At 65.7% G+C, this 13,614-nt stretch carries 10 protein-coding genes; 4 read left to right on the top strand and 6 right to left on the bottom strand.

What is annotated here, in order from left to right; all coding sequences use genetic code 11:
* Positions 1-30: 30 nt before the first annotated feature.
* The 4 genes from CHINAEXTREME_RS10120 to CHINAEXTREME_RS10105 all read right to left on the bottom strand — a co-directional run bounded on the left by CHINAEXTREME_RS10120 (position 31) and on the right by CHINAEXTREME_RS10105 (position 4,433).
* Positions 31-1,269, bottom strand: coding sequence for a mandelate racemase/muconate lactonizing enzyme family protein (locus CHINAEXTREME_RS10120; protein ID WP_076738721.1), 1,239 nt, complete (start codon positions 1,267-1,269; stop codon positions 31-33).
* 72 nt (positions 1,270-1,341) lie between these two features.
* Positions 1,342-2,412: a glucose 1-dehydrogenase gene (locus CHINAEXTREME_RS10115; protein WP_007143426.1), complete on the bottom strand. Its 1,071-nt coding sequence runs from the start codon at positions 2,410-2,412 to the stop codon at positions 1,342-1,344.
* A 163-nt stretch (positions 2,413-2,575) separates the two neighbouring features.
* Positions 2,576-3,229 (bottom strand): bifunctional 4-hydroxy-2-oxoglutarate aldolase/2-dehydro-3-deoxy-phosphogluconate aldolase, encoded by a 654-nt coding sequence (locus CHINAEXTREME_RS10110; protein ID WP_007143425.1) that lies wholly within the window; start codon positions 3,227-3,229, stop codon positions 2,576-2,578.
* 136 nt (positions 3,230-3,365) lie between these two features.
* Positions 3,366-4,433 (bottom strand): TrmB family transcriptional regulator, encoded by a 1,068-nt coding sequence (locus CHINAEXTREME_RS10105; RefSeq protein ID WP_007143424.1) that lies wholly within the window; start codon positions 4,431-4,433, stop codon positions 3,366-3,368.
* 167 nt (positions 4,434-4,600) lie between these two features.
* Here CHINAEXTREME_RS10105 and CHINAEXTREME_RS10100 point away from each other — a divergent pair, with 167 nt between their 5' ends.
* Positions 4,601-6,712: a glycoside hydrolase family 15 protein gene (locus CHINAEXTREME_RS10100; protein ID WP_007143423.1), complete on the top strand. Its 2,112-nt coding sequence runs from the start codon at positions 4,601-4,603 to the stop codon at positions 6,710-6,712.
* Positions 6,713-6,813: 101 nt separating this feature from the next.
* Here CHINAEXTREME_RS10100 and CHINAEXTREME_RS10095 read toward each other — a convergent pair whose 3' ends face one another.
* Both CHINAEXTREME_RS10095 and CHINAEXTREME_RS10090 read right to left on the bottom strand, forming a co-directional pair.
* Positions 6,814-8,961, bottom strand: a complete 2,148-nt coding sequence (locus tag CHINAEXTREME_RS10095; protein ID WP_007143422.1) for an alpha-amylase family glycosyl hydrolase — start codon at positions 8,959-8,961, stop codon at positions 6,814-6,816.
* Between the two features lie 72 nt (positions 8,962-9,033).
* Positions 9,034-10,167, bottom strand: coding sequence for an ABC transporter ATP-binding protein (locus CHINAEXTREME_RS10090; protein WP_007143421.1), 1,134 nt, complete (start codon positions 10,165-10,167; stop codon positions 9,034-9,036).
* A 208-nt stretch (positions 10,168-10,375) separates the two neighbouring features.
* On the opposite strand from CHINAEXTREME_RS10090, the gene CHINAEXTREME_RS10085 reads away from it, so the two are divergent.
* Genes CHINAEXTREME_RS10085 through CHINAEXTREME_RS10075 form a run of 3 tightly spaced genes read left to right on the top strand, consistent with a single transcriptional unit; the run spans position 10,376 to position 13,544 of the window.
* Positions 10,376-11,572, top strand: a complete 1,197-nt coding sequence (locus tag CHINAEXTREME_RS10085; RefSeq protein WP_007143420.1) for an extracellular solute-binding protein — start codon at positions 10,376-10,378, stop codon at positions 11,570-11,572.
* A 23-nt stretch (positions 11,573-11,595) separates the two neighbouring features.
* Positions 11,596-12,630: a carbohydrate ABC transporter permease gene (locus CHINAEXTREME_RS10080; protein ID WP_007143419.1), complete on the top strand. Its 1,035-nt coding sequence runs from the start codon at positions 11,596-11,598 to the stop codon at positions 12,628-12,630.
* Entirely contained in the window at positions 12,627-13,544 is a 918-nt protein-coding gene (locus CHINAEXTREME_RS10075; RefSeq protein WP_007143418.1) for a sugar ABC transporter permease, read from the top strand. Before CHINAEXTREME_RS10080 ends, CHINAEXTREME_RS10075 begins: the two co-directional genes overlap by 4 nt.
* Positions 13,545-13,614: the final 70 nt, after the last annotated feature.

The raw sequence follows: 13,614 nt of genomic DNA, 5'->3' as shown, positions 1-13,614 counted from the left end.
GCAAATCAGAGATTTGCTGGCTCGACGAAGCTATGCTTCGTCGAACAACTCCTCACCTTCGACCATGTGCTCCTCGACCGCGTCCAGGTCGAGGGTCACACCGAGGCCGGGCTCCTCGGGAACCTCGATGTAGCCGTCCTCGATGATGTCCTCCTCGACGAGATCCGACCACCAGCCGAGTTCGTAGGAGTGGTACTCGACGGCCAGCGAGTTCGGGATCGCCGCGCCGACGTGGGCGCTCGCCATCGTCGCGACCGGCGAGGCGACGTTGTGCATCGCGACCGGGACGTAGTACAGATCCGCCAGATCCGCGATCTTCCGGGTCTCGCGCATCCCGCCGACCTTCGGCATGTCCGGTGCAATGATGTCGACCGCCTGCTCCTCGAGCAGGCGGCGCTGACCGTGCTTGCGGTAGACGTTCTCGCCGACCGTGATCGGCGTCGTCGTCGACTGGGTCACTTCCCGCTGGACGTCGTGATTCTCCGGCGGCACCGGGTCCTCGAGCCACCAGACGTCGTACTCCTCGAGGCGCTTCGCGAGGCGTTTCGCGGAGCCACCAGAGAAGGTCCAGTGACAGTCGAAGGCGACGTCGGCCCGGGAGCCGACGCGCTGGGTGACGGCCTCGACGATCGAGGCCTTGTGCTCGATTTCTGGCTCCCTGAGGTGGCGGTTCGCACGGTCTTTCTCGTGGCCGGAAGGGACGTCGAGGTCGAACTTCAGGGCGTCGTAGCCGAGTTCGGTGACGACGCGTTCGGCCTCGTCGGCGCAGGCGATCGGGTCCGCTTCCTCTTCGGTGTGGCAGTCACAGTAGACCCGGACCTCGTCGCGGTACTTCCCGCCGAGCAACTGGTAGGCCGGCACCTCGAGGATTTTGCCCGCCAGATCGTGCAGTGCGACCTCGATGCCCGAAATCGCGGTGACGGTGACGCCGCCGATCGACCCCTCGCCGGACATCTTCTGGACGAGATGCTCCGTGAGGCGATCGATGTCGAGGGGATTCTCGCCCCGGAGGAACGGCGCCATCCGTTCGATGAGTTCCGGCGCGCCCGCGCCCCAGTAGGCCTCGCCCGTGCCGACGATCCCCGCATCGGTGTAAATTCGGACGAGGGTCCACGGGAAGTTACCGTCGACCATCGTCGTCTGGACGTCCGTGATCTCGACGTCCCGACCGCCCCCGCGCTCGCGGGTCACGTTCATCGTCTCCGCCGACAGATCCCGCATCGTGTATTCCGCGTTCGGATCGCGTAGCTTCGAGTAATCGACTCCCATGGGAAAAATCACTACTCGCAAAGGAAGTAATTGTTTTCATCACGGGCCGGTCGTCGACTCGAGACGCGCCGACTACAGCGAGGCGAACTCGACGGCCGTCTTCACGACCTCGTCACCGGTTTCGAACGCCGCGTCGTACTCCTCGAGGCCGTAGACCCCGGTCACGAGGTCGTCGGTGAACCAGTCGGGAAGCTGGGAAAGCGTGTCGACGGCCGATTCGAACTGGCCGCGGTGGGAATTGACCGTGCCGACCAGCGCCTTGTTGTGCAGGACCATCTCGCGGTGGAGGTGACCGCCGTCGACCTCGAATTCCCAGGGTTCGGGGACGCCCAGCAGCGCGCCGACGCCGTTCGGTGCGAGCGCGTCGACCGTCTCGACGGCGTGTTTCGCGTATCCCGTCGCCTCGTAGACGAAGTCGACGGCCTCGTACGCGTCGGGGACCTCGGAGACCGGCGTCTCCCGCGAGTCGACGTACGTCGCCCCCAGGGCCTCGATGATGTCGATCGTGGGGTCGGGCCGGTCCCGCCGCCCGAGGCAGTACGTCCGGTCGAACTCGTAGACCTTCTCGAGCATCGCCAGCGTGAGCAGCCCGAGGGAGCCGTTCCCGAGCACGAGGGCGGACTCGGGGTTCCAGTCGAACGCCGACCGCGAGGCGAAGGCGTGCTCGAAGGCCTTCTCGGAGATGCTGATCGGCTCGACGAGGAAGCCAAGCGCCGCGAGTTCCTCGGGGATCGAAACGAGGTATTCCGCGGGACTGGTGAAGTACTCGGACATGAACCCGTGTTCGCCGACGATCCCGCGCTCGACGTACTCGCCTTCGGGGGCCATGTCCGGCTCGCCCCGCTCGAAGTACTCGTTGGTCCCGCCCGCGGGCGGTCGGCGAACCGTCGGGACGACGATCTCCCCCTCCTCGAGGTCGGTCCCGTTCGGATCGGCGACGACGCCGACCGCTTCGTGGCCCAGGACGAGTCGTTCCTCGCCCGGGGGGAGTTCACCGTGGTGTCCCGCGATGACTTCGTGGTCGGTCCCGTCGACGCCCACCCGCAGCGTTCGCACCAGCGCCTCGCCCGTACCTGGCTCGGGCTGTGGCCGCTCGACGAGCGTCGGCTCGCCGGCGCCTGGTTCGACAGCGATCGCTTTCATACCCGGACCAACGCACCGGGTGGCTAAAGTATTTACCCCCTTAGTAGTAAATTGTAGAACATTCTGATCGGCCGGGGATCGCGACGACGATCGACGGTCGGACCGCTCGAGGCGGAAGCGATCGGCAGGAAAATGAGGTCGGATGACCGGGGACTGACCGGACTCACTCGGTTCGCGCTTCGTCGACCGCCTCGACGAAGGTAGCAGCCGACTCCCGAACGCGGTCCATGTCGCCGTCGGCGATCGCCTCGTCGTCGACGATTGCACTGCCAGCACCGACCGCGAGCGCTCCCGCCTCGAGGTATTCGCCGGCGTTTTCCGCCGAGATACCGCCGGTCGGAATCACGTCGACATCCCCGAGCGGGCCCTTGATCGCGCCGATGTGTCCGGGGCCGACGGTAGAGGCCGGGAACAGTTTGAGTACGTCCGCTCCGGCCTCCATCGCGGTTACGGCCTCGGTCGGCGTCATGATGCCGGGCGCGGCGAGAACGCCGTGACGGTTACAGGTACGGACGACGTCGACGTCCAGGTGCGGCGAGACCACGAACTCCGCGCCCGCGTCGATCATCGATTCCGCAGTCGCGGCGTCGAGCACGGTGCCGGCTCCGACCACGGCGTCGGTATCGGCCAGCTCGCGCGAGACCGCGGCCATCTTCTCTCGAGCGAAGTCGCCGTCGGCCGTGATCTCGATCGCGGCGACGTCCCCCTCGTGGAGCGCTCGAGCGACGGGGACGATATCGTCCTCGCCGACACCCCGGAGAACGGCGACGACGCCGCCCTCGGCGATCCGATCCCGAACCGCGCGTGCGTCGGTCATCGTCGCGACCCTCCCTCCGTCGTGGCGTTCGACGCGGCACGAGGCCGCGTTCGATCGTAACTACTCCGTCCAGTCATTACGCCGGACGTTCTCCCCCTCGTCCCATGAAGTTTACTCACTGCAAAGTAAAGGAGGACTACTCTCCGTCCTCAAGCCGACGAAGCGTCACCGACTCCGCCTCGAAGTCCTCGAGGAACGCGCCGCTCCCGCCGATGCTGTAGCGGTCGCCGTCGACCTGGATCTCGAACGCGTTCTCGATGGGAACGGTCGACGAGACGGGCCGGACCAGGCTCTGTCGGACGTCGACGACCTCGCCAGAGAGTCGTGTCGGCAGGTCCCGGTCGGCGACCGGCGCCCCCTCGACGGTCGCCTCGAGCCGGGTGTCGCTCGTCCGGTGGAGCGCGATCTGGAAGACTGCGTGCCGGAATCCGTCGTACGTTCCCGGCAACTCCGCCGGCGACCTGACGTATCGCTCCTCCGCGATCGGCCAGTAGTTCGCCAGGAAGGAACCAGTGAGTACGGGGACGAGTTGTTCCTGTGAGAGGGCGATCGCACGCGTATCGCTCGTGGAACTCGTAAGGATCTGGTTCGGAGCCAACAGCCCGTGAACTCGATCGACCGTCAACATCGTCGGGACGAGTGCGTCCCAGGTCCGGACAGTACTCGCCGTCCCGGCGAGCGACGCAGTATCGATCCGCTCGCCGTCGGCCGTCCCGACGAGCAGGAGGACGAGGACGTCCCGTTCGACGGTCTCCTCGAGCGTCGACCGGATCTGCGGGAGTATCGACGCGGGCAACGACAGCGTCACCTCGGTTTCGGCGTTTCGCAGCAACTCTTCGATGCGCTTGAGGACCGTCTGTCGGGACTTGATCACCTCGAACTGCTCCCCGGTGCGTTCGGTCCGCGTGTACCGCGACTCCAGTTCCGGCTCCATCTGCTCGACGCTGCGGGTGAGCCGCTGGACGACCGTCTCCGGTTGGACCGGCCGGATGACCGTCGGTACCGCGTGGTCGTCGACCTCGACGAACCCCCGTTCCTCGAGTTCTTCGCTGATGCTGTAGACGTACCGCTTCGACACGTCGGCGGCGTCCGCGATCGTGCTCGCCTTCGATTCCCCGTGATCCAGGATGGCGAGATACGTGTCGATCTCCTTTTCCGAGAGGCCGAATTGCTCGAGTAGTCCGGCGAGGCCGTCAGTGTCCATGAGTAGTTAGTGTTGCAAGAATTGCAGCGACGGCTGAAAAAGATTCGCGCTCGACTCGAGCGGACCGACCGTCGATTCCACGGACGACGGCGGCTTCGCCATCGGTGAAAAGTGAGAATACATTTTACAACAAATTTTAGACGGTGGAGGTCGTATCGGGTTCCACGATGAAACTTCACAGCGCCCTGAACGACGTCAAGCGATCGCGGGGCGACTCTCGTCGGTTTCCCGGCGAGCGACGGTCGACGTCGGGGCTGTTCTCGGGGCTCGACGATCGGCTCGTCCACGTCGCCCCCGACGGGTCGGTCAGGGACTACTCCTATCCCGTCTCGGGGCTCGTCGGCATCGAGAAGTCCCGGTTCGGGGTCGAACTGGGTAACGGAACCCACTGGCTCGAGGGTGGCCAACAGCGCTACGTCGGCGACACCGCGGTCGTCGAAACCGTCCACCGGATCGATTCCGAACCGAGCTCGGATCCGGTCACGCTCGTCCAGCACGACGTGACCGTCGGCCGACTACATCTCACGCACTTCGAACTCGAGGGTACCGACGGGACGGACAGCCCCTCGGAGCCGTCGATCCACGCCTGTCTCGGTTTCGCCCCCGAGGGTCGGGTCGGCCGGACCGGACAGCTCCGACACGAGGACGTCGTCGAGATCTATCACGACCGCGAACGCGATTTCGTCGCCGCCTCGACGCCGCTCGAGGTCGCGGGACAGGTGCCGCCGAACTTCGAGGAACTGCTCGACGAGGAGCCGGTCGAGTTTCCCCGTCCGGACGCCGCCGGCCGATACGAGGAGACCTCCCTCAGCCCGATCGCGATGCTCGAGGTCACGCTGACCGGCGACGACCCGAGCGCGACGGTCGCGACGCTCCTCGCGGACGCCTCCGACGGCGACCGGCTCGAGGCCCTCGAACGGGTCCGTGCCGGCGTCGCCGACCATTCCGACCGCGAGACGATCCTCGAGGTCGGCCGGACCCAGGCGCGGGGACTTCTGGGCGCTGGTGACACTTCGAGCACGGTCGGAAACGGGACGATCGGCGACGCGGTCGACGACCTGCGAACCCTCGCTCTCCTGCGGGGCTCGAACGGATCCCGGATTGCCGGCCCCGAGTTCGACCCCTTCTTCAGGTACTCCGGCGGTTACGGCTACACCTGGTTCCGCGACGACGCCGAAATCGCGTCGTTCCTCCTCGCTGCCGACCGACGTGCCGACCTCGGTCTGGAGGAGTGGCACCGCCGAAGCGCCCGGTTCTACGTCGAGACACAACTCGAGGACGGCACCTGGCCCCACCGCGTCTGGCCCCACAACGGCGAGATCGCTCCCGGCTGGGCCAACGGCCGCCTCGAGCAGGGATCGGCGGGCGTCGACTACCAGGCCGACCAGACGGCGAGCGTCGCGACCTATCTCGCCACGTACCTCCGGGTCGTCGACGACGAGGACGAGGACGCAGACGTCCGGGCCGCACTCGTTTCCGCGCTCGACGGCCTCGACGACACCCTCGAGGACGACGGACTCCCCGAGCGCGTCCAAAACGCCTGGGAAAACATGACCGGCCGGTTTACACACACCGCCGCGACCTACCTCGAGGCCTACGCCGCGATCGCCCGCGCGCCGCTCGCCGACGAGTACCGCGAGCGAGCACTCGAGGGCGCGCGCGAGATCTACGAGGGGATCGACGCGCTGTGGGTCCCCGAACGCGGGTGTTACGGCCTGCGTCTCGACGACGGCGACCTCGACGACCGCCTCGACGGGAGCACCTTCGCGCTGGCCGGCGCCCACGCCGAGTACGACGCCGTCCCGGACCTCGCCGTCGACGACGATCGGCTCGCACGGCTCCGCTCCCACCTCGAGACGACGGTCGACGGCCTCTACCGGGACCCCGACGGACCGATCGAGGGCCTCGCGCGGTTCGAGGACGATCCCTGGCGGGTCAGCGACCAGGGCGAGCCGAAGGTGTGGACGGTGACGACGGCATGGGGTGCCCACGCTGCGGCCGAACTGAGCGAGCTGCTGGCAGCACGCGATCAGGAGGGGGCCGCCGAGTTCGACGAGCGTGCACGGGACCTGCTCGCGCTGGTCGAGCCAGGCGGGCAGCTCCGGCGGGACGGCGAGTACCTGCCGGAACAGCTGTTCGACGACGGGACGGCCGATAGTGCGACGCCGCTTGGTTGGCCGCACGCGCTCCGGCTGGCAACGGCGACCGCACTCTCCGAAGCCAACGCGAACGAGGTCGACGCGGAAGCGCAGGCGGACGGTCCGGCGGTACAGGACTGACACCTCTTTCCTCCGTCGGCTCTCCGAGAACGGTTCTACCCGTCAACGGCCCGTGTCGACCTCGCTCGAGAGAAAATCAGCCACCCTCGCTGAACCGACCCTCAGCGGTCGTCGGCGACTCGGAGGACCGCCGCGTCTTCGACCTCGAGGACGGTTCCCCCGTCGGTCCGTTCGAGATTCCGTCCCTCACCGGTCACGAGATCCATCGACTCGAGGTCGAGATCTACTCGAACGTGCACGGGTTCTGCACCAAAGTTCAGGACGACGGCGACGGCCTCGTCGTCGGTTTCGCGAGTGTAGGCGACGACGGCGTCCGACTCCTCGCCGACAGCCTCGTGGTCGACGTCGACCAGGTCGCCCCGCGAGAGCGCCGGCGAGTCGTGGCGCGCGGCCACCAGCCGGCGGTGGAACGTCGTCGCCTCGCCGTCGCCCTCCCAGGGCATCAACTGGCGGTACTCCGTCGCGCCCCGTTCCTGTCCGTAGTAGATCATCGGCACGCCCGGCATCGTCAGGACGGCCGTCACCGCCGCCCGCTGGGCCTCCGGCCCGCACTCCTCGAGGTAGCGCGTCTCGTCGTGGTTTTCGACGTACCGCATGTGTAGCGACCACTCGGGGAACCCTTCCCGGCGGGGCGCTCGCGCGGCCTCGAGGAGGGCGTTGGCGGGCCGCTCGCCGTTGCCGACGTCCCGCAGCGCGTAGTACAGCGTCGTATCGTAGTGGACGTCGAACTCGGACTCGGCATACTCGGGTTCGCGCGGAACGGTCTCGTCCAGCAGCAGGAACTCCGAGTCGTGGGACTTGACCCGCTCGTAGATCTCCTTCCAGAAGCCGTGGGGAACCCCCCAGGCGACGTCACAGCGGAACCCGTCGACGACGTCGACCCACTCGTCGACGACCTCGAGGAAGAACGAGCGGACGGCCAGCGAATCGTAGTTGACGTTCGGAATCCCGCGCCAGTTAAAGTAGTACTGGGCGACCTCAGTCTCGCCGTCGGGCGTCGTACGGGCGGGCGGCGCGTAGTCCTCGCGGGGGTTCTCGGCCCCGATCTCCGACGCGAGCTCGTCAGGCTCGACCCCGGTCTCCGCGAGGTCCTCCCAGACGTACCAGTCCTCGTACTCCGGGACGCAGGCCGCGCTCATGTCGAAGGCGGCGTGCTCGCGCGCGGTATGGTTGATCACGAGGTCGAAGACCACCCGGATGTCGCTCTCGTGGCAGCGATCGACGAACGACTCGAACTCCTCGCGCGTCCCGAGATCCGAGGACGTGTCGAAGTAGTCGGTGATGTGGTAGCCGTGTTTCGTCGGGCTCTCGAGGACCGGCGTTAGCCACAGGCAGTCGACCCCCAGCGACTCGAGGTACGGCACGCGGCGTTCGAGCGATTCGAACGTGGCCTCGTCGGTGAACGAGCGGACGAAAATCTCGTAGACGACGGCGTCGCGGGCCCATTCGGGCGGGTCGTTGCGGCGCTCGACGCGTCCGTCCGGGTGGACGATCACGCAGTCGGCGACGCTGTGGCGCTCCCCGACGGCGACCGCGTGGATCCGAACGGGTTCCTCGAGGTCGGTGACCGGAACCCGGGCCCGGTGGCCGTCGACCTCGAGGTCCGCGTCGGTCAGTTCGTCGCGGTCGTCGACGTAGAACTCGACAGCGAGTTCGTCCGCGTCGTACTCGCTGTCGGTGCCCGGCGTCGCCTCGGCCGTGACCGTCGTCGTATCGGCGTCGCCGTCGGCCTCGTCCGGCCCGTCGAGGAAAACGCGGGGCTTGCCGGGCCCCGGAACAGTCACTTCCTCCCAGACGGCGTTCTCGAAGTCGTCGCCCGGAACGTAGCCGTACCGGTGGGTGCCCGGTTCGGCGTCGATCTCGTACCGATAGGTACCGCCCTCGAGCGTCGGATGCTCCCGGTCGAAGAGGTGTTCGTTGAACGGCCCCATGATCGACACCTCCTCGGGGTCGTGCTCGGGGAGTCGATCTCGCTCGAGGTCAAAGCTCGTCGACCGGCGGACGTCAGGGAACGCGCGAATGCGCTGTTCGTACCGTCCCTCCGGGGTTTCGAGTTCGAACCGGTAGGTGCCGGGTGCGTCCGGCTCGAGATGCCACACCGGATCATCCGGTACGGAGAGGTCGCTGTCGGGAGGTGACTCGATGATCGACCACTCGTAGCTCGCCTCGTGCTCGGGATTCGGATCCCGGGGAGCGAGTTCGACCGATTCGCCGACGGCACAGAAACGCGGCGGGCCCGGCTGGTGCATACGGATGCGAACGAGCGGGGCCGATTTATCGTTTATGGATGAAGAATTATTACACCATAATTTCCGACCACGTCAGGGCGCCGGCGTCGTGGCCGCCGCGTTCTCGTGGAGCAGCGATTCGCCCGTCTCGTCGTTGAACAGGCGAACGTCCTTCTCGTCGAACGTGACCTCGATCCGTTCGTTCGGCTCCGGTTCGAAGTCGGCGTCGACTCGGGCCATGAACTCCTCGTTGTCGTCCCCGAGGTCGAGATAGAGATAGTTGTCGCTGCCGACGGGTTCGACCACCCGGACGGTCGTCTCGATGCCGCGTCCGCCGTCGGTCGGAGCGATGTGCTCCGGCCGGATGCCGGCGACGACGGTGTCGCCCGCCTCGAGGGGGGCTTCCTTCGAGTACGTCGGCGAAAGCTCGTATTGGAAGCCCGCGTCGTCGTCCAGAACCAGCCGGTCGCCGGACTGTTCGACGCCCACGCGCACGAAGTTCATCGAGGGCGAGCCGATGAAGCCGCCGACGAACCGGTTGGCGGGCTCGTCGTAGACGGTGTTGGGATGACCGACCTGCTGGAGTTTGCCGTCTTTGAGGATGACGATCTTGTCCCCCATGGTCATTGCCTCCTCCTGATCGTGGGTGACGTAGACGGCGGTGATGTCCAGTTCCTCCTGGAGCCGCTGGATCTCCGCGCGCATGCTCGTTCGCAGCTTCGCGTCGAGGTTCGACAGCGGCTCGTCGAACAGGAACACGTCCGGCTCGCGGACGATCGCCCGCCCGAGCGCGACGCGTTGTTTCTGTCCGCCGGAGAGTTCGTCCGGCTTGTCGTCGAGGAGCTCGTCGATGTCCATCATCTCCGCAGTCTCGACGACCCGCTGTTCCCGCTCGTCTTCGGTCATGTCCGTGCTCATCCGGAGCCCGAACGCCATGTTCTCGAAGACGGTCTTGTGGGGATACAGCGCATAGTTCTGGAAGACCATCGCGACGTCACGGTTCTTCGCGTGCACGTCCGTGACGTCCCGTCCGCCGATCTCGATGCGTCCGTCCGTCGGCTTCTCGAGGCCGGCCAGCATCCGCAGCGTGGTCGTCTTCCCACAACCCGACGGCCCCACGACGGTGACGAATTCACCGTCTTCGATCTCGAGGTCCAGATCGTCGACCGCGACGACCCGTCCGACGTCGTACTCCTTCCGGAGGGAGTCGATGGTGACCCGTGCCATTTGGCAGGAGTTAGTCCCGATAATATAAAGTCTTTCCCAAAATTGCCAATCTAAGATGTAATATTTCACCACGAATTTCTCGAAATTCGCTCTGCTCCGATTTTCCCCCGATCTAACTCCTCTCGAGGCGACATAGCGAACGGCCATCCCGACGCGGACCCTAACGATTAAATATATGAAGACATAATTCGTAACTACTTTCATGCCAATGCAACGCAGGAAGCTCCTGGCGGGGATCGGTGGGATGGCTACGCTGACCGCAGCGGGCTGTCTCGGGAACGAAGAGCAAGGGACCACTCTCTGGCACGACTTCACCGAAGGCGAGCAAGAGGACCTCGAGGAACAGGTGGCGACGTTCAACGAGGGACGCGAGGAGGAGCTCAACGTCGAGCAGGTGCCCGAGATCGTCGACCAGCTGGACACGGCGATTCCCTCCGGCGAAGGGCCGGAGACGTTCGCCTGGGCCCACGACTGGGTCGGCACCTACTACGATCGTGACTTCGTCTACGACGCGTCCGACGACCTCTCGATCGACCTCGACGACACGTTTACCGACGCCGCGGCCGACGCTGCGCGGTGGGAAGGCGGCGTGTACGGGCTCCCGTACGCCGCTGAGACGACGACGCTGATGTACAACAAGGACCTCGTCGACGAGGCCCCGGAGACCCTCGACGAGATGGTCGACGTGATGGAGGAGTACCACGATCCGGAGGGCAACATGTACGGCCTGTCCTGTCCGCCGGCAGATCCCTACTTCATCAGCGCGTTCGTCCAGGCCTTCGGCGGCCGGTTCTTCGACTCGGAAACGGAAGACACCCACATCGACGACGACGAGTTCGTCGAGGGCGTCGAACTGCTCCGGGACCGGATCTGGCCGTACGTCCCGCAGGACCCTGACTACGACGCGCAGGTTCCGGTCTTCGCCGACGGGAACGCCCCGTTCGCGATCAACGGCCCGTGGGAAGTCGGCGGCTTCCGCGACGGCGGTATCGACGTCGGCCTCACCTCGATGCCCGACATCGACGGCGGCGACCCCACGCCGTACACCGGCATCCAGCTGTGGTACTTCACCACGAACCTCGAGGACGCGCCCGAAGCGGAGGTCGAAACCGCCGTCGAGTGGGCCGAGTGGCACTCGACGAACGAGGACGCGATCCTATCGAACGCGGAGAACCACGGCTTCATCCCGGTTCACCGGGACTACACCGACTCGGACGACCTCGGTGAAGACGTCGCTGCCTTCGCCGAGACGGTCAGCATGGGCGTCCAGATGCCTGCCCACGAGCGGATGGACCAGGTCTGGAACCCTGTCGAGTCCGGCCTCGAGCAGGTGTTCAACGATCAGGCGACGCCGCAGGAAGCGATGGAATCGGCAGCGGAAGAGATTCGGGGGCGCTGGGAGTAACCTCACTACGCCGCTATCCAATCATGTCCACGTCATTCTTCGAGCGCTTTTCACAACGCAGCCAGCAGCAGCTCCCGGACCGCCTGGAGAACCGCGACTGGCTGGCGTTCTTCCTCGTTGCACCGGGTATCGCCCTGTTCCTGTCGTTCATGCTGTTCCCGATCGCGTTCCTGATCTACCTCTCCTTTACCGACGCGACCCACACCGGGACCGTCATCGGGGGCGGCGCGAATCTGACCGGGTTCGACAACTACATCTCGCTGTTCTCCGACGTGCAGTTCTGGAACTCCCTCGGAGTGACCTGGCTGTTCATGGCGGTGAGCGTCACCGCCAAGATCGTCGTCGGGATCGCCATCGCAGTGGTCCTCACGCACGCTCGCGTCCGCGGGAAACGCTACATGCGTGCGCTGGTGATCGTCCCGCTCGGGTTCCCGGAGATCTTCTCGATCACGGTCTGGCGAGGGCTGTTCAGCAGCGCCCGGTTCGGACCGTTCAACCAGATCCTCTCGATGTACAACGGGGCCGTGACGGCCGTCGTCGGCGCGATCGACTCGGTACTGTTCTTCCTGTCGATCAACGCACCGGAGTTCCTGCTCGCCGACGTTCCGGTCGCGTGGATGGGCAGTCGCTGGGGCGCCTTCGGCTCCTACGTCACGACCGAAGTCTGGCTGGCGTACCCGTTCATGGTGATCATCATCGTCAGCGCCCTGCAGGACGTACCGATGGAACTGCACGACGCGGCGAAAGTCGACGGTGCCGGCTACCTCCAGCGGTTCAGACACGTCACGCTGCCAGCGATCAAACGACCGGTGATGTTCGCCTCGATCCTCACCGCGGCGGCCTCGTTCCAGCAATTTCTGGTCCCGTGGGTGTTCAACCGCGGAGGCCCCGCGCGGGACAACGAGCTCATCCTCGTCTACGGGTTCCGCGAGGCGATCGAACTCAACGAGTACGGGCTCTCATCGGCGATCATGGTCACGGCGCTCGCGTTCGTCGGCATGTTCATGTGGATCGCGGTGAAGAAAGGCGACCTCGCTGACGGGGTGGGTAACGAATGATCGATACGGTACGAAAGACCATCGAACAGGTACAGACCGGCCGACGAACCCTCGGTGACGTCGGCAAGACGATCGCGGGAAGCACCGGCGCCACCGTGCTGGTACTGCTGTTGATGTTCCCGGTGTACTGGATCATCACGGCCTCGTTCTCGCAGGGCGCGGGCCTGATGAGTTCCGAGGGGCTGTTCGCGGACCCCTCGACGTACAACCTCGACGCCTACCGCTGGGTGCTGTTCGAGTCGAACTTCGTCTTCGAGGACGGCGAAGTCGGCAAGCCCGGCGCGCTGTTTAACAGCCTGATCGTCGTCTTCGTCACCGTCAGCGTCTCGCTGTCGGTCATCATCCCCGGCGCGTACGCGCTCTCGAGGCGGAAGTTCGCGGGCCGTGAGAAAGTCCTCTACGGCTACGTCCTCTTCACTCAGGTCGGTGCGGGGCTGTCGATCGCGACGCTCGTCGCGCTGTACGCCCTGTTCGTCAACCTCGGGCTGAGTAACAACTTGCTCGTGCTCGGGCTGTTCTACGCCGCAGGAGCGATCCCGTTCAACACCTGGCTGCTGAAGACGTTCATGGACAACATTCCCGTCTCCTACGAGGAGGCGGCAATCGTCGACGGAGCGAGCCAGTGGCAGGTCATCCGCGAGGTGATCCTGCCGCTCGCGAAGCCGGGGATCGCCGTCGTGCTCATCTTCACGTTCCTTGCCGGCTGGAACGAGTTCATCATCGCCCAGACGCTCCTGCAGCCGGAGAACTACACGCTCTCGGTCGAACTGTACGCGCTGGTCGACGACTACGAGACGCCGTGGACCGAGTTCGCGGCGTTCGCGATCCTGTTCGCGCTGCCCGTCGCGATCATCTACTTCGCGGCACAGAACTACGTCGAGAGCGGCCTCTCGTTCGGCGGCATGGAAGGCTAACGGGACGGCCTTCTTCATTCCCCGCTTCCCCCTATTCTCCTCGAGTGTCGACCGGCAGAGGCCGGTCGTC

The sequence above is a fragment of the Halobiforma lacisalsi AJ5 genome, assembly GCF_000226975.2.
GTDB classification, from domain to species: Archaea; Halobacteriota; Halobacteria; order Halobacteriales; family Natrialbaceae; genus Natronobacterium; species Natronobacterium lacisalsi.
Note: the sequence above shows the minus strand (reverse complement) of the source record. Positions and strands in the feature narration are given on the sequence as shown.